The sequence below is a fragment of the Candidatus Methylomirabilota bacterium genome (assembly GCA_036001065.1).
In the GTDB taxonomy this organism is placed as follows: Bacteria; Methylomirabilota; Methylomirabilia; order Rokubacteriales; family CSP1-6; genus MNEF01.
In genome coordinates this window covers 1-15785 of record DASYUQ010000221.1, presented here as the reverse complement: position 1 = coordinate 15785, position 15785 = coordinate 1, and the positions used below count along the sequence as shown (strand labels likewise).

Here is a 15785-nt window from a genome sequence, read left to right as displayed (position 1 = left end):
CCTTTCTGTCAGCGTGCAGCTTGATTCGGGTGCGGAGGTCGTGCGTCGTTCTGGTGTAGAGCCGTTGATCTCGATCACTCCGCAACACGTACGTGTAGTACACGGCGCCTCCCTTGGCGCGAATAGTTGGAACGGCACTAGCCGCCCGGCACCTCCCCACGGGCGGCCACCCACTCCCGGAGCGCCTCGCGCGTCGACGGGAAGGCCAGCGCGTCCCAGGGGATCTCCGAGGGCTTCCTCCACTCGAGCGCGTCGTTCTCGGCACAGGACGTGAGGGTGCCGCCGGTGACGCGGGCGCGATAGACGATGATCACCGGCGCGCCCGGATACGAGTAGACGTTGAGCAGCCCGGTCAGCTCCACCTTCAGGCCCGTCTCCTCGAAGGTCTCGCGCAGCGCGGCGTCCGTCACGCTCTCGCCGAAGTCGACGAAGCCGCCCGGAAACGTCCACAGCCCGCGGCTGGGATCGATCGCGCGCCGGGTCAATAGAATTCGCCCGTCCTGCTCGGGGATCGTCCCGGCCACCACCTTCGGGTTCAGGTAGAAGACGAAGCGGCAGGCCGGGCACACCGCCTGTTCGCGCTGGTCCGGGGGCACCGCCTCGCGCTCGAGCGGCACCGCGCACAGCGGGCAGAAGCGGATCGTGGAGGGCGCGAGGAAGCGCGGCGATTGCTCGTGGTCCACGAGGCGAGTCTAGCATGGCCGGCTTGACACCTTCGGCGACCGGGTGTTAGAACCCGGGCGTCGCTGAACAGCGCCCCGTCTCAGAGGAGGTCCCCATGCCATGCCGCCTGCTCGCGTCCACCGCGGTCGCGCTCGTCCTGGCCCTGACCGGACTCCTGGCCGTGGGTCACGGCCAGTCCCTCACCGGCGAGTACAAGGTCGGCGTGCTCGAGCCCCTCACGGGACCGCTGGCCTCGGAGGGCAAGCGGCACCTCGAGGGCTACGAGATCGTGCGAGACATGATCAACGAGCGGGGCGGCGTGATGGGCAAGAAGCTCGTCTTCGCGGTGGCCGACGCCCCCGATCCGACCGCGGCCGCCACCGAGGCGAACCGGCTCATCACCCGCGAGGGGGTCAAGATCATCACCGGAACGTTCTCGTCGCGGCTGTGCGGTGCGGCCAGCGAAGCGGCCGCGCGGCACAACGTCATCTACTGGGAGACCTCCTGCGTGGATCCGCGCTTCAACAAGCGCGGCCTCAAGAACGTGTTCCGGACCGAGATCGACGCCACCGGGTTCGGCTGGTACAACATCGAGTTCATCGCCAAGCACCTGGCGCCCCGCTTCAACCTGCGCCCCAACCAGCTCAAGATCGCGTTCCTCTCGGAGGACTCGTCATACGGCCAGGGCGTGACGGAGGCGGCGCGGCAGCGGGCGAAGGGTGAGTTCGGCATGCAGGAGCTGGGCGCCGAGTACTACTCGTTTACGGCCATCAACGACTTCACGCCGATCATCGTGAAGTTCAAGCAACTCAACCCGGACATCGTCCACCACATCGGCTACACCAACGACGCCCCGCTCTTCTGGCGGCAGGCGCGCGAGCAGAACTTCCTGTTCAAGGCGCTGGTCCACGCCGGTGCCACCGGGTACGGCTCTCCTGACTTCGGCAAGGCGCTGGGCTCCGACGCCAACGGGGTGTTCGCGCTGCTCGAGCCCGGACCGGGCTTCCGGATGGAGGCGCTCAGGCCCGAGGGCCAGAAGCTCGAGCGCGAGTTCCGCGAGGCCGTCCAGAAGAAGACGGGCTCCTACCCGCTGGGCGGCCACCAGCTCGCGGGCGGCGGCCTCTGGGTCCTCAAGCTCGTCCTCGACCGGGCCAAGAGCGACGACATCGAAAAGTTCCGCAGCGCGGTGATGTCGCTCGATATGCCGGTGGGCTCGTCCATCAACGGCTGGGGCGTGAAGTTCGCCGAGAACGGTCAGAACGCCAACGAGCGGGTGCAGCACTACATGCTCCAGTGGCAGGGAGGCCAGCTCGTCACCGTCTGGCCGGAAGAGTTCTCGACGCTCCGGGCCAAGTGGATCCCGCTCGGCTCCTGGGACCAGCGGAAATAGACGTCCTCGCCCAGCTCGGCGTCGCCACAGTCCTCCTGGGGGGGATCTATGCCCTGATCGCGGTGGGGCTGACCCTCATCTTCGGCATCATGCGGGTAGTGAACTTCGCCCACGGCGAGTTCCTCATGCTTGGCATGTACCTGGCCTTCTGGGCGTTCACCTTATGGTCCCTCGACCCCTACTTCGTCCTCGTCGTGTCCGTCCCCGTCTTCCTCCTGGTCGGGCTGGCCAGCTACGCGCTCATCATGCGCGGAGTGATCCACGCCTCGCACAACGTCCAGATCTTCACCACGGTGGGGCTGTCGACGGCGCTCCAGAACGTGGCGCTCGTGCTCTGGACCGGCGACTACCGCGTGGTGCGACCGTGGCACTCCTTCGTCGTGCTCCGGGTCGGCGGGATCGCCTTCAACCTCTCCCAGGTGGTGGCCTTCGTCATCGCCCTGGCGCTCACCATCATGCTCTTCGCCTTCATGAAGTGGACGCACACCGGGCGCGTCATGCGGGCCACCGCCCAGGACCGCGAGGCGGCCACCCTGATGGGCATCGACACCGACCTCGTGTACCGGTTGACCTGGGCCATCGGCATCGCCTGCGTGGGCGCGGCGGGCGTCCTGGTGGCGCCGCTCTACTCCGTCTATCCGACGGCGGGCCTCCAGTTCGTGCTGCTCTCCTACGTGGTCGTCGTGCTGGGCGGGCTCGGGGACATGGTGGGGGCGCTCCTGGGCAGCCTCATCGTGGCGGCGGTGGAGGTGGCGGGCTCCTACTACTTCGGGACCGCCTGGAAGGAGGTCCTCTACTTCGTCCTTTTCATCGCCGTCCTGGTCTTCCGCCCGGCCGGGCTCTTCGGCCAGCGCGGCGCCGAGACGCTGGGCGCCTGATGGGCGGCGCGCTGGCCCGGCACTGGGGCGCGCTCGTCCTCTTCGGTCTCACCGCCCTCACGCCCCTCGTCGTCAAGGACGCGTTCTTCCTCGACAGCCTCGTGCTGATCCTCATCTGGGGCGCGCTCTCCGCCGCCTGGAACGTCGCCGGCGGCTACGCCGGCCAGGTCTCGCTCGGGCACTCGGCCTTCTTCGGCATCGGCGCCTACTCGGCGGCGCTGCTGGCCACCCGCTGGCAGCAGAGCCCCTGGCTCGGCATGCTCCTGGGCATCCTCGTCTCCGTCGCCGCCGGCGCGGTGATCGGTTATCTCTCCAACCGCCTGCGCGGCCCGTACTTCGCGCTCTCCACCATCGCCTTCTCGCAGGTGCTGCTCATCGTCGTCAGCCGCTGGCGGGGCTTCACCCAAGGCTCGGAGGGCATCCCCGTCCCATTCCGTCCCGGGTTCTGGACCCTGGGCCTCGGCCACGTGGCCTGGGTGTACGTGGCCCTGGGCCTGGCCCTCGTGTACTACGGCGTGCAGGTGTACTTCGAGCGCTCCCGTGTCGGCTACCAGCTGGCCGGCGTGCGGGAGGACGAGGACGCGGCGGAGGCGCTCGGCATCGCCAGCCGCAAGCTCAGGGTCTTCGCGGTGACGCTGAGCGCTGCCCTGACCTCGGTCTGCGGGACCTTCTGGGCGCAGTACGTCGGCTTCGTCGATCCCTTCTACGTGTTCTCCGTCGATCTCTCCATCCGCTTCGCGCTGAACACGATCATCGGCGGCATCGGGACCGCGCTGGGGCCCTTCCTGGGCTCCATCCTGATCACGTCGCTCGAGACCTACCTGCGCGCCACCCTCTCCGGGGTGAGAACGGGGTTCACCGGGATCTACCTGATCATCTACGGCTGCGTCCTGATCCTGGTCGTGCGCTTCGTGCCCGAAGGGCTGGCGGGCCTCGCCGCCCGCCTCCGCGCCAGCATCGCGCGCTCGCGTGGGCGGGCCACGGACCATGCTCACGCGTGAGCGGGTGATCGACCATGCTCACGCTTGAGCGGCTGACCAAGCGGTTCGGCGGCCTCACCGCCGTGCGCGAGGTCTCGCTGGAGGTGCGGGCCGGCGATCTGCTGGGGATCATCGGCCCCAACGGCGCCGGCAAGACGACGCTCTTCAACGTGATCGCCGGCTACTATCGTCCCGAAGAAGGGCGCGTCCTCTTCGACGGGCGCGACATCACCGGGCGGCCGCCCCACGCCATCTGCCGCCTGGGGCTGACGCGCACCTTCCAGATCGTCAAGCCCTTCGGGAACCTCTCGGTGGTGGACAATGTGACCATCGGCTCGCTGACGAAGGTGCCGAGTGTCCGCACCGCCCGCGTGGACGCCGAGCGCGTGATCGAGACCTGCGGCCTCGCCCCCTATGCCCGGGCGCGCGCCCGCGCCCTGCCCATCGGGCTGCGCAAGCGCCTGGAGGTGGCGCGGGCGCTGGCCACGCGACCGCGCCTGCTCCTGCTCGACGAGGTGATGGCCGGCCTCAACCCGTCGGAGCTGGCGGGCATGGTGGAGCTGATCCGCCGGCTGCACGGCGAAGGGCTCACGCTGATCGTCATCGAGCACATCATGGCGGCCATGATGCGGCTGGCCCGGCGGATCGTCGTGCTCCACCACGGCGAGCGGATCGCCGAAGGCACGCCGGCCCAGATCGCCAGCGACCGCCGCGTCATCGACGCCTACCTGGGCGAGGAATTCGTCCTTGCTGAGACTTGAGTCCGTCGACGCCTTCTACGGGGACCTGCAGGCTCTCTTCGAGGTGTCGCTCGAGGTCCGCGACAAGGAGATCCTCGCCCTCGTCGGTGCCAACGCGGCGGGCAAGACCACCACGCTCCGCGTGATCTCCGGGCTGGTGGCGCCCCGTGGGGGGCAGGTGCTCTTCAACGGCGACGACCTCGGCCGCATCCCGGCCCACCGCCGGATCGACCTGGGCATCGTCCAGGTCCCCGAGGGCCGGCGGCTCTTCCCGTTCATGACGGTCATGGAAAATCTATTGTTGGGCGCCCACACCGAGCGGGCCCGCGCCGAGAGGAACCAGAGCCTCGAGTACGTCTGCGCCCTGTTCCCGGTGCTGGCCGAGCGACGCGCCCAGATGGCCGGCTCGCTCTCGGGCGGCGAGCAGCAGATGTGCGCCATCGGCCGCGCGCTCATGGCCAAGCCGCGCGTGCTCATGCTCGACGAGCCCACCCTGGGGCTGGCCCCGGTGCTGGTCGGCAAGATCTTCGAGACGGTGCGGACGATCAATGCGGACGGCGTGACGGTGCTCCTGGTCGAGCAGAACGTGCGTCAGGCCCTCACCCTGGCCCACCGCGCCTGCGTGCTGGAGTCCGGCCGCCTGGTCCTGGCCGGCGCCGCCCGCGAGCTGCTGGGCGACGAGCGCCTCAAGCGCGCCTATCTGGGAATGTGATCGTCGGCGCCCGGGTATGTGATAGATAGGAGTGAGCCGCATGAAAATCGACCGCAAGCGCCTCCAGGCGTCCATCGAAGAGCTCGGAAGGATCGGGGAGACGCCGCGCGGAGGCCTCACCCGGCTGGCCCTCACCGACGACGACAAGCGGGCGCGCGACCGGATGGTGGCGTGGATGCGGGAGGCGGCCCTGCGCGTCACCGTCGACCAGATGGGCAACATCTTCGGCGAGCGGGCGGGCACGGCGCCGCTGCCGCCCGTGATGATGGGTTCGCACGTGGACTCCGTGCCCACCGGCGGCAAGTACGACGGGCAGCTCGGCGTGCTCTGCGGCCTCGAGGTGATCCGCGCGCTCAACGACCGTCAGGTCAGGACGCGCCATCCCGTGACGCTGGCCATCTTCACCAATGAGGAAGGCGCGCGCTTTCAGCCGGCGATGATCGCCAGCGGGGTCATGGCCGGCAAGATTCCGCTGGAGGACGCCTACAACGCCCGCGACAAGGACGGCCTCCGCCTGGTGGACGAGTTGGAGCGCATCGGCTACCTCGGCTCCGAGCCCTGCCTGCCCCGCCCGTTCAAGGCCTACCTGGAGCTCCACATCGAGCAGGGCCCCCTCCTGGAGGAGGAAGGGCTGTCGGTCGGCGTCGTGGAGGGTATCGTCGCCATTTCCTGGTCGCGCCTGACGATCCACGGCGTGCAGGACCACGCCGGCCCCACGCCGATGCGCATCCGGCACGACGCGCTGGTGGCCGCGGCCGACGTCGTGGCGGGCGTCCGGCGGATCGCCGAGGAGATCGGCGGCGACGCCGTCACCACCGTGGGCAGCCTCACCGTGAGCCCCAACATCGTCAACGCCATCCCCGGCAAGGTCGTGCTGTCGGTGGACATGCGTGATCCGCGGAACGAAACGCTCGACCGGGCGCTGCCCATGCTCGATGCGGTGGTGAAGGAGGGGTGCCAGCGCGAGGGCGTCAGCTACGAGCTGGAGCACTACTGGCGCGTGCCCTACACGCCGTTCAACCCCGACGTCGTCGCCGCCATCGATCGCGCGGCGAAGGCGGCGGGCGCGCGCCACCGTCGAATAAGGTCGGGCGCCGGCCACGACGCCCAGTACATGGCGGCGATCGGCCCGGCCGGCATGATCTTCGTCCCGTCGCGCGACGGGCGCAGCCATTGCGAGGAGGAGTTCACCTCCATGGACGAGATCGAGGACGGGGCCAACACGCTGCTGCGGGCCGCGCTCGATCTGGCCGGGCAGGCCTGATGACCACCACTCACACGGAGGGGCGACCATGAGGACACCGCCGAAGTCACTCACCCGCACCGCACTGCTGGTCCTGCTGCTCGCCATGGCCGGCTGTTCCAGCGCGATACAGAGCAGCCCCGACAACCCGATGAGCGCCGGCGGGCTCACGCCAAATGTGAAGGACCAGGACGTCGGGCTCGTCGCGATGGCGCCGGGCTTCGACGTCAGCAAGTACAAGGTCATCGTGGTGGAGAAGTTCCCGGTGACCGACCGCGAGCTCAAGGACGAGGGCGACCGCCGCTTCGCCGCCAAGATGGCGCCCAAGCTCCAGCTCGAGCTGGTGCGCCGCCTCAAGGACAGCGGGCTCTTCCAGCGCGTGGTGAACACGAGCGCAGCCCAGTACCAGCCGGGCGCCGAGCCGGCCCTGCGCCTCCAGGGGGCGATCACCCGGCTGGGGCGCGGGTCGCAGGTGGCCCGGTACTTCGTCGGCGCCTACGGCATCGGGCGGGCCCGGGCCCAGGCCGACATGCGCCTCATCGACGCGTCGTCGGGGCGCGTGGTGATGGTGACCGCTGATCGCTGGCTTGCCAACGTGGGCATGTTCGGCGGGGACGACGAGGATCTCCTCGAGCAGTCGTTCGACGGCATCGCCGAGAGCCTCGCGAAGCTCCTGGTCCGGCTGTCCAAGGGCGAAAAGCCCGGGAAGTGAGCGCTCCCATGACTCTCGATCGCTACCTCAAGGCCGTGCTGACCGTCATCGCCGTCGCCCTCGTCGCCATCGCGGTGACCCCCTGGCTCCAGCTCGTCGTGCCGGCGCCCGCCGAGGCACAGCCCGAGTTGAACGTGCCGAAGGCGTGGGGCAGGCTCGTCGGGTACTCCGACGGCAACCTGCTGCTGGAGACCCCCGACGGCTCGCTGCGCGTCATCGAGATCACCGGCAAACCGCCCGAGTACCCGAAGACGAAGGCGCTGGTCAAGCGGAATTAGCGGCATCCGGTCCGAGGCCGGCGCCGTTGAAGCTGTTTCAGATCCTGACCGGGATCGGCTACCCGTTCTTGGTCTACGCAGGTCTGACCCGCGCGGGCCCGCGGATGGTGGCCATCACCCTGGCCGTCATGCTCGCGCTGCAGGCCACCCTCACCTGGAGCCGCCGAAGTCCCGCTCTCGTTTCCGGCCTCCTGGTCCCGGCGGCCGTCCTCGGAGTCGTGTTGATCCCAGCGGCCCTCTTCGACGAGGGGCAGTTCTTCCTCTTGGTGCCGGTGCTCGTCAACGCCGTCCTGGTGATCGCCTTCGGGCGCACGCTCCTGAACGGTCCCTCGATGGTCGAGAGCTTCGCGCGGCTACGCGGGCGCCAGCTTCCGACGGACGAGATCGCCTACTGTCGGATCGTCACCGTCATCTGGTGCCTGTTCTTCGCGCTCAACGGCGGATTCACCCTGTGGCTCGCGCTCTATCGGAGCCTGGCGTGGTGGACGCTCTACACGGGGCTGCTCGCCTACCTGTTGATCGGCGCCCTCTTCGCGACGGAGATGGTGTATCGCTACTGGCGCTTTCGCCCCTACGACGGATCCGTCACCGATCCGCTGTTTCGTCGGATCTTCCCTCCCCGAGGCAGCGGATGAACGCGCAGCGGGTGTCTCCGCGCTCCCTGAGGCGTCTCTTCGACGACACCGCCTGCCACTACGACCGCATCACCGGTCTCATGGCCTTCGGCTCGGGCGCCTGGTACCGCCGCAACGCGTTGCAACGCGCCGGCCTCCAGGAGGGCATGAAGGTCCTCGACGTCGCGGTAGGGACCGGCGCCGTCGCGCGCGCCGCCGCGAGCATCGTGGGTCCATCGGGCGGCGTCGTGGGAGTGGATCCGAGCACGGGGATGCTCGCCCAGGCGCGCCGGAAGCTCCGCATTCCACTCGTCCAGGGAGTTGCCGAGGGGCTTCCCTTCCGCGGCGGCCTCTTCGATGCCCTGACCATGGGCTACGCGCTTCGTCATGTCTCGGGACTGAGCCCCACGTTCGCCGAGTACTTCCGAGTGCTGAGACCCGGTGGCCTCCTGATCGTCCTGGACTTCGCCCGCCCGAACTCTAGGATCGGCCTTCGCCTGGGACGGCTCTACCTCAACGGCCTGGTTCCCTGGATGTCCCGGCTCAGCTCCGGCAGCCGGGAGGCGGAGCTCCTGATGCATTACTGCTGGGAGACCCTGGAGACTCTCGTGCCGGCCGAGACCATCCTGGCGGCCCTGGGCGGCTGCGGCTTCGAAGACACGCGGACAGTCCGCTGGTTCGGGCTCCTGAGCGAGTACCTCGGCCGGAAGCCCGGCACCGGAGCCACTGGCTCGGGCTCGTCGCGCTGAGCCGGCCCCGGCTGTTGCCGGACGAATCGGACGGCGATCCGTTACTCGGCGGGAGGCAACTGGTCGCCGACGACGTAGGCGTGTCCGGGGGCGACCCCGGGACGCACGCGCAGGCGCGCCACCACCGGCAGGTGGTCGGAGGCCACGCGCGCGAGGCGACTGCGATGGACCTGGAAGGTCTCGCCCTCCAGCTCCACATCCCAGTAGATCCGGTCCAGGCGGAAGAGGGGAAAGACGGCCGGGTGGGTACGCCGCATCCGCCGCATGGGCGAGGAGAACTCGCGCTTGAGCCCGCGGGTCACCGGGCCGCGATGCCATTCGTTGAAGTCTCCCATCAGCACCCGTGGACCCTCGAGCCGGGAAGAGGTCCGGATGAAGTCGGCCAGCAGCACGATCTGCTCGCGGCGCTCGCGCAGCCCGAGCCCGAAGTGGCAGTTGAAGACGTGAAAGGAGCGCCCGTTGGCGCCCAGGTCGACGCGCAGACAGCCGCGCGGCTCCCGGCTGCCGCGGCTGAGATCGCAGGTGGCCCAGCCCAGCACCGGTAGGCGCGTGAGGAGCACGTTGCCGAACGTGCCGCTGCCGTGCGGCCGCGTGACGCCCATCACCATGGCCATGCCGAGCTGCGCAGCGAGATAGGTGGCCTGATCGGCCAACGGCGAGCCGTTCTCGCAGACCACCTCCTGCAGGCCGACCACGTCCGGCCCGATCTCGGCGACGACGTCGGCGATGCGCGCGAGATCGCAGCGGCGGTCGAGGCCCACGCCCCGGTGGATGTTGTAGCTGGCGACGACGAGGTGCACGGGCGGTTCAGGTCTCCTGGTAGGCGATGAAGTGGGTGTAGAGCTGCGTCGGATGCGTGATCGGTGAGCGCAGGTCGGCCCCGGGCGGGCACACGATGAACGTCTGCAGCTCGGCGGGCGAGGGGCCGGCGTGGGCGCCGATCTCGGGGACGTAGGAGATGTTGCCGTCGGGCGAGTCGTTGCCGTAGATGACGAGGTCGCCCGCGCTCGGCATGGCCATCAGGTCGCGGAGGTCCTGGGCCAGCAGCGTCCAGTCGTCGCGCCCGGCGAAGGGCCCCGCGGCCCCGTTGTCGATCGCGTGGCGCTGGCCGCGCCAGAGGCAGAGGGGGCCGGCCTGCGAGCGGGCCAGGACGAAGCCGATGCCGCGGCGGCGCGCGATGTCGTCGGCCAGGCGTGGAAAGCGCTCGTCGATCCATTCGATTGTCAGAGGCCGCTCCTCGCCGAGAAAGTAGACGAAGGCGTTCGGCCCCGCCGCCACCACCCGCACGCTCTCCCGCTCGCGGGCCTCCGGCAGCTCGCCCAGCAGCCGCGGGAAGTCGCGCTCCAGATAGTTGACGAAGCGCTGGAAGAGTCCGGGCGCGCGCCGGCTGCGGAAGGCTTTGATGCCGCTGGCCAGCCGCCGTCCCTCCGGGTGCGCCGGGCTCACCTCCTGGGCGCCGGCCCGCCGCAGGAACTCCTCGAAGAAGCAGTCCTCCAGCGACCGCCCGCCCGAGAGCTTCTGGAAGGGCGTGCAGGTCGCCTGCCCGTGATCGGAGAGCACGTAGAGGTCGTAGCGGTACTCCCGCACGCGCCGCATCACACGCCAGAGCTGGTGGATCGATCGGTCCACACCGCGCAGGATGCGGAGCGCCCGGCGGTGGCGCGGACCATAGGCGTGGGCGAAGACATCGTAGTCGAGGTAGTTGACGTAGAGGGCGGGGACGCCCGCGTACAGGTCCCGCGAGACGGCCAGGGTGAACAGGTGGCGCACCCAGACCGACATCCCGATCTTGAGCACGAGCCACTTCCAGCCCCGTCTGGTCTCCCCGACCGGATCGGCGAGCCCGCGCAGGAAGGCGCGCACGATCTCGAGCACCGTCAGGACGAGGCCCTTGACGAGGACCCAGGCCAGCACGACGAACGCCGAGATCGCGCGCAGCAGCCCTTCCCCCGTCGGCCGCTTGATCGTCGCGAAGTTGAAGAGGCTGCTCCCCGCTCCCCCGGTGAAGACGCAGCCGTACGCGTTCCCGCCCTCGAGGATGCCCCGCCGGCCCCGAGCCTGCTCCTGCTCGACGCGGGCAGCATCGCCGGCGCGCGGGAAGTAGACGTCGGTCCGCCGGCGCTTGTCGTGGTAGTGGAAGCCCGGAATGTCGGGCCGGACCCCGTACATGGCGGCCATCTGGAACGCCGGCGTCGACGTCGGCATGCCGACGCTCATCGGCTGCCGGCGGTAGCCGTGCCGCGCCATCAAATGCGCCAGGAACGGCATCCGGCCCTCGGCCAGCGCCTGCTCGAGCACCGATCGCGGCAGTCCATCGATCTGAACGATCAACAAGCGGCGCTGCCGGTCGTGCTCGGGCGCAGCCCCCAGACGCAGGCGCCGAACCGCCCGATCGATCATCCGCTGCAGCAGCAGGACCCACTCGTCCGGCGACATTGCGTTCTATTGTAATATCCGGGCGAAGTGATGACGCTATCCTCTGCCGAGCATCCTCTCGTCGCCACCGTGCGGGAGTTCGTCGAGCGCGAGGTACGTCCCGTCGCCGCCGCGCTCGAGCACGCCGACCGGTACCCCCACGACCTGGTCGCGCGCATGCGCGAGCTGGGCCTCTTCGGCGCGCTCATCCCCGCGGCCTACGGGGGGCTCGGCCTCGACGTCACCACCTACGCCCGCGTCATCGAGGAGCTGTGCCGGGGGTGGATGTCGCTGGCAGGGGTCCTCAACAGCCACACGATGGCGGCGCTCATCGTGCTGCAGCACGGTACCGGGGAGCAGCAGTCACAGTTCCTGCCGCGCTTGGCCCGCGGCCAGGCCAGGGGCGGGCTGTGTCTGACCGAGCCCCACGCGGGCTCGGACGTCCAGGCGATCCGGACGGTGGCCAGACGGCGCGGCGACGAGTACGTCATCGACGGGACGAAGATGTTCGTGACCAACGGCCGCGAGGGCAACACGTTCGCGCTGCTGGCGCTGACCAATCCCCGGGCCGAGCCGCGCCACCGCGGCATGTCGTGCTTCATCGTGGAGAAGGGCCACCCCGGGCTGCGCGTCGCCAAGTCCATCTCGAAGCTCGGCTACAAGGGCGTGGACACCGCCGAGCTGGTCTTCGAGGACGTCGCCGTCCCCGCCGCGAACCTCGTGGGCGGGGTCGAGGGGCGCGGCTTCAGACACGTCATGAGCGCGTTGGAGACGGGCCGGATCAACATCGCCGCCCGCGCCGTCGGCGTCGGCCAGGCCGCCTGGGAGGCGGCGCTCGAGGACGCGCGCCGGGCGGGCGAGGCGCCGCCCGCGCTGGCCTCCATGGCGGCCCGCCTCGACGCCGCGCGGCTGCTCACCTCCTGGGCGGCCGGGATGAAGGACCGGCGGGAGCGCTGCGACCTGGAAGCGGGCATGGCCAAGCTCTGGGCGACCGAGACGGCCCAGGGGCTCGCCGTCGAGACGATGCGCCTGCAGGGGGAAACGGCCGCGCTGGCGACCTCCGCGGTGGAGCGCCTGTACCGTGACACGCCGCTGATGATCATCGGCGAAGGCACCAACGAGATCCAGCGCACGCTGATCGCCCGCCAGCTCCTGGAGCGCCACGGCGAGCGGCCGGGCGCGCTGACCTCCCGCGAGGGCGAGCCCGACGAGCGCCGGCAGATGGTCCTGGCCGTGCGCCAGTTCGTGGAAAAGGAGGTCGTTCCGGTGGCGGCCGAGCACGAGCAGGCGGGCCGGTACCCGGCCGACGTCGTCCGCGCGCTGGGTGACCTGGGAATCTTCGGCGCCGTGGTGCCGCCGCCGTACGGCGGGCTCGGGCTCGACCTCGGGACCTACGCGATGATCATCGAGGAGCTGGCCCGCGGCTGGACGACCGTCGCCGGTATCGTGACCGCGCACGCGACGGCGGCCTGGACGGTGGCGGGCTGGGGGACGTCCGAGCAGCGCCAGCGGCTGCTGCCCGCGATGACGCGCGGCGAGATCCTCGGCGCCGCGGCCCTCGCCGAGGGCGTGACCGCGCGCCGGGACCGCACGGACTGCGTGCTGGCGGGCGCCACGGGGCTGGTGGACAACGCGCCGCGCGCACAGCTCTTCGTGGCGCTCGGGCGCATCGACGACGGGCGCCGCGTGCTGGTCCTGCTCCCGCGCGGCACGCCGGGCCTCGCGCTGGGCACGCCGGAGCCGACGCTGGGCAGCCGCGGTCTCGACCCCGCGCGACTCTGGCTCGACGGCGCGCGCGTTGCCGCGGCCGCGGTCCTCGAGGGCGAGGACGGCGGCGAGGCGCCCGTGGCGGCGGCGCTGGGAGTGGCTCGTCTCGGCCTCGCCGCCACGGCGGTAGGTCTGGCCCAGGCCGCGTTCGAGGCGGCGCTCCGCTACTCGCAGCAGCGCTCGGCCTTCGGCAAGCCGATCTGTCAGCACCAGGCGATCCAGCTCAAGCTGGCCGACATGGCCACGGCGATCACCGCCGCGCGCCTCCTCACCTCTCACGCCGCCGGGCGCCTGGAGGCGGGCGACGACGTGCCCGCCGGGCTCGCCCGGCTCTACGCGGCGGAGGCGGCGTACGAGGTGACACTGGAGGCCATGCGCATCCACGGCGGCTACGGCTACACCACCGAGTTCCCCATCGAGCGCTACTACCGCGACGCCCCCCGCCTGATGCTGGCGCTGGCCGGCGCCCCGCGCGAGCGCGCGGAGCTGGCGCGGCGGCTCCTTGGTTCGTGATGGCCCTCTGGTTCGAGTGGCTCGCCCTCGTCAGCGCGGCCCTCTTCGCGGGAGGAGCCCTCTACGCCTCTGTGGCCGAGCATCCCGGACGGATGAAGGCCGGGGTGACGGTGGCGATGGCCGAATTCGGGCCGAGCTACCGACGCGCCGCGCCCTGGCAGGCCTCCTCGGCCGCTCTCTGCGTCGTCTCGGGAGCGCTGGCCGCCGGCCTCACCTCGCAGTGGGCGTGGCTGGGTGGTGGGGTCGCGGTCGGGGCCGCGATACCGTTCACGCTGGTGGGCATGATGCCCACCAACCGCCGCCTCCTGGTGCCGTTCCAACTATTCGCGCCTAGGAAGGCACCGTGTACGTCGTTCGTGGACAGATTTAGTATCAACAAGTTGGAACGGCACTGGGCGGGCGATCTCTCCGCGAGGAGGAGGCGGTCCGGCTGCTGGCCCGGTGGGGAAGCCTCCATTGGATCCGGAGCGCTCTCGGCCTCACGGGTCTCATCGTACTGGCCTTCGCGGCGTTGCTTCGCTGAGGAACGACATGCCCTACGGACGCTACTTCGAGGAGTTCACGGTCGGCGAGGTCATCAAGCACTGGCCCGGCCGGACGATCACCGAGGCCGACTGCACGTGGTTCGCGTTGCTGACGATGAACCAGCACCCGCTGCACAGCGACGCCCACTACGCCGAGAAGTACACCCAGCACAAGCAGCGCGTCGTGCTGGGCCCGCTCGTCTTCTCGATCGGCATCGGCATGACCGTGGCCGACATCTCCGGCAAGGCCATCGCCAATCTCGAGATCGAGAAGATCACCCACGAGCATCCAACGTTCATCGGCGACACGATCTACGCGGAGTCGACCGTGCTCGACGTGCGGGAGTCGCGCCAGGGCGACCGCGGCACGGTCACGGTGGAGACGCGCGTGACCAACCAGCGGGGCCAGCGCGTGATGACCTTTCGCCGGACGGCCCTGGTGCCCAAGAAGAACCACCCGACGTTGGGTGAAGGCAAGCTGCTGGGGGAGGCCTGGGAGGGGGCCGCCCCCTCCGATCTATGAGCCGCCCGCCGCTCGAGGGCCTGCGCGTGCTGGCGGTCTCGCAGTTCGGCGCCGGACCCTTCGGCACCCAGGTGCTGGCCGATCTCGGCGCCGAAGTCATCAAGATCGAGGACCCGGCGGCGGGCGGCGACGTGGCGCGCTACGTGCCGCCCTGGGAGATCGAGCGCGATTCCCTCTACTTCCAATCCTTCAACCGGGGCAAGAAGTCGGTCACGCTCGACCTCCGGCATCCGGACGGGCGCGCCGTCTTTCACGACCTCGTGCGCGTCTCCCACGCCGTCTACAACAACGTGCGGGGCGATCTGCCGGCCAAGCTCGGGCTGACCTACGACGCCCTCAAGTCGATCAACCCCGCGATCGTCTGCTGCTCGCTGTCGGGCTTCGGCTCGACCGGGCCCCGCGCCGCCGAGCCCGGCTACGACTACCTCATCCAGGGCCACGCCGGCTGGATGTCGATCACGGGCGAGCCCGACGGCCCACCGGGCAAGTGCGGGGTGTCGGTCATCGACTTCGCGGGCGGTTACGCCTCCATGCTGGGGCTGATGGTCGGCCTGTGGGACGCCCAGCGGACGGGCGTCGGCCGCGACGTGGACGTCTCGCTGCTCGATGCCGCCGTGAGCATGCTGTCGTACTTCGCGACCTGGGCGCTCAACCGCGACTGGGAGCCGCAGCGCGTGGCCGACTCCGGCCACCAGACGCTGGTGCCGTCGCAGAACTTCCCCACGCGCGACGGCTGGATCGTCGTCTTCTGCGCCAAGGAGAAGTTCTGGGAGAACCTGGCGCAGGCCATGGAGCTCGGGCACCTCACCACCGACCCGCGCTTCGCCACGTTCGCCGATCGCCTGGCCAACAAGGAGGCGTTGCTGGCAGTCCTCAAGCCCCGGTTCCTCGAGCGCACCACCGCCCAGTGGCTGGCCCGCCTGGGCGGGCGCGTGCCCTGCGCGCCGGTGAACACCGTGCGCGAGGCGCTCGAGGACGAGCAGGTCCGCGCGCGCGGGATGATCGTCGAGGTCAAGCATCCCGTGTACGGCACGGTCCGCGAGGTGGCCTCGCCCATCAAGACGGCGGGGGCCGTCACGCGACC

At 70.1% G+C, this 15785-nt stretch carries 16 protein-coding genes; 13 read left to right on the top strand and 3 right to left on the bottom strand.

Annotation, left to right across the window (positions count from 1 at the left end):
* Positions 1-137: 137 nt before the first annotated feature.
* Positions 138-683: an NUDIX hydrolase gene (locus VGV13_21130; GenBank protein HEV8643588.1), complete on the bottom strand. Its 546-nt coding sequence runs from the start codon at positions 681-683 to the stop codon at positions 138-140.
* Positions 684-778: 95 nt separating this feature from the next.
* On the opposite strand from VGV13_21130, the gene VGV13_21125 reads away from it, so the two are divergent.
* The 10 genes from VGV13_21125 to VGV13_21080 are packed head-to-tail and all read left to right on the top strand — an operon-like array spanning position 779 to position 8959.
* Positions 779-2053 carry an ABC transporter substrate-binding protein gene (locus tag VGV13_21125; GenBank protein HEV8643587.1) on the top strand — a complete coding sequence of 425 codons (1275 nt, stop codon included), beginning with the start codon at positions 779-781 and terminating at the stop codon, positions 2051-2053.
* Entirely contained in the window at positions 2017-2931 is a 915-nt protein-coding gene (locus VGV13_21120) for a branched-chain amino acid ABC transporter permease (protein ID HEV8643586.1), read from the top strand. The genes VGV13_21125 and VGV13_21120 overlap by 37 nt, the downstream gene beginning before the upstream one ends.
* The gene (locus VGV13_21115; GenBank protein HEV8643585.1) at positions 2931-3932 is read left to right on the top strand and encodes a branched-chain amino acid ABC transporter permease; all 1002 of its coding nucleotides are present in this window, start codon (positions 2931-2933) and stop codon (positions 3930-3932) included. Before VGV13_21120 ends, VGV13_21115 begins: the two co-directional genes overlap by 1 nt.
* Positions 3933-3946: 14 nt before the next feature.
* A complete protein-coding gene (locus VGV13_21110; protein HEV8643584.1) occupies positions 3947-4672 on the top strand; it encodes an ABC transporter ATP-binding protein in 726 nt (241 codons plus the stop codon).
* Positions 4659-5363: an ABC transporter ATP-binding protein gene (locus VGV13_21105; protein HEV8643583.1), complete on the top strand. Its 705-nt coding sequence runs from the start codon at positions 4659-4661 to the stop codon at positions 5361-5363. The genes VGV13_21110 and VGV13_21105 overlap by 14 nt, the downstream gene beginning before the upstream one ends.
* A 40-nt stretch (positions 5364-5403) precedes the next feature.
* Entirely contained in the window at positions 5404-6627 is a 1224-nt protein-coding gene (locus VGV13_21100) for a Zn-dependent hydrolase (GenBank protein HEV8643582.1), read from the top strand.
* Positions 6628-6655: 28 nt separating this feature from the next.
* Complete coding sequence (locus VGV13_21095; protein HEV8643581.1) at positions 6656-7318, top strand: DUF4410 domain-containing protein; 663 nt, start codon at positions 6656-6658, stop codon at positions 7316-7318.
* An 8-nt stretch (positions 7319-7326) separates the two neighbouring features.
* The gene (locus VGV13_21090; protein ID HEV8643580.1) at positions 7327-7596 is read left to right on the top strand and encodes a hypothetical protein; all 270 of its coding nucleotides are present in this window, start codon (positions 7327-7329) and stop codon (positions 7594-7596) included.
* 26 nt (positions 7597-7622) lie between these two features.
* On the top strand, positions 7623-8231 hold the full coding sequence (locus tag VGV13_21085) for a hypothetical protein (protein HEV8643579.1): 609 nt from the start codon (positions 7623-7625) through the stop codon (positions 8229-8231).
* Positions 8228-8959 carry a class I SAM-dependent methyltransferase gene (locus VGV13_21080; protein HEV8643578.1) on the top strand — a complete coding sequence of 244 codons (732 nt, stop codon included), beginning with the start codon at positions 8228-8230 and terminating at the stop codon, positions 8957-8959. The genes VGV13_21085 and VGV13_21080 overlap by 4 nt, the downstream gene beginning before the upstream one ends.
* Positions 8960-9000: 41 nt before the next feature.
* Here VGV13_21080 and VGV13_21075 read toward each other — a convergent pair whose 3' ends face one another.
* On the bottom strand, positions 9001-9759 hold the full coding sequence (locus tag VGV13_21075; GenBank protein ID HEV8643577.1) for an endonuclease/exonuclease/phosphatase family protein: 759 nt from the start codon (positions 9757-9759) through the stop codon (positions 9001-9003).
* Between the two features lie 7 nt (positions 9760-9766).
* A complete protein-coding gene (locus tag VGV13_21070) occupies positions 9767-11395 on the bottom strand; it encodes an alkaline phosphatase family protein (protein HEV8643576.1) in 1629 nt (542 codons plus the stop codon).
* A gap of 30 nt (positions 11396-11425) precedes the next feature.
* Between VGV13_21070 and VGV13_21065 the strand changes: the two genes are divergently transcribed.
* The 3 genes from VGV13_21065 to VGV13_21055 form a co-directional block, all read left to right on the top strand.
* Complete coding sequence (locus VGV13_21065) at positions 11426-13654, top strand: acyl-CoA dehydrogenase family protein (GenBank protein HEV8643575.1); 2229 nt, start codon at positions 11426-11428, stop codon at positions 13652-13654.
* Between the two features lie 531 nt (positions 13655-14185).
* Complete coding sequence (locus VGV13_21060) at positions 14186-14701, top strand: MaoC family dehydratase (protein HEV8643574.1); 516 nt, start codon at positions 14186-14188, stop codon at positions 14699-14701.
* The coding region (locus VGV13_21055; protein HEV8643573.1) for a CoA transferase at positions 14698-15785 on the top strand (1088 nt) is incomplete at its 3' end. The genes VGV13_21060 and VGV13_21055, both read left to right, overlap by 4 nt.

Coding starts and splice junctions, on each gene's coding strand:
- VGV13_21110 (HEV8643584.1), top strand. CDS start 3,947: ATGCTCACGCTTGAGCGGCTGACCAAGCGGTTCGGCGGCCTCACCGCC.
- VGV13_21060 (HEV8643574.1), top strand. CDS start 14,186: ATGCCCTACGGACGCTACTTCGAGGAGTTCACGGTCGGCGAGGTCATC.
- VGV13_21090 (HEV8643580.1), top strand. CDS start 7,327: ATGACTCTCGATCGCTACCTCAAGGCCGTGCTGACCGTCATCGCCGTC.
- VGV13_21070 (HEV8643576.1), bottom strand. CDS start 11,395: ATGTCGCCGGACGAGTGGGTCCTGCTGCTGCAGCGGATGATCGATCGG.
- VGV13_21125 (HEV8643587.1), top strand. CDS start 779: ATGCCATGCCGCCTGCTCGCGTCCACCGCGGTCGCGCTCGTCCTGGCC.
- VGV13_21080 (HEV8643578.1), top strand. CDS start 8,228: ATGAACGCGCAGCGGGTGTCTCCGCGCTCCCTGAGGCGTCTCTTCGAC.
- VGV13_21100 (HEV8643582.1), top strand. CDS start 5,404: ATGAAAATCGACCGCAAGCGCCTCCAGGCGTCCATCGAAGAGCTCGGA.
- VGV13_21115 (HEV8643585.1), top strand. CDS start 2,931: ATGGGCGGCGCGCTGGCCCGGCACTGGGGCGCGCTCGTCCTCTTCGGT.
- VGV13_21065 (HEV8643575.1), top strand. CDS start 11,426: ATGACGCTATCCTCTGCCGAGCATCCTCTCGTCGCCACCGTGCGGGAG.
- VGV13_21095 (HEV8643581.1), top strand. CDS start 6,656: ATGAGGACACCGCCGAAGTCACTCACCCGCACCGCACTGCTGGTCCTG.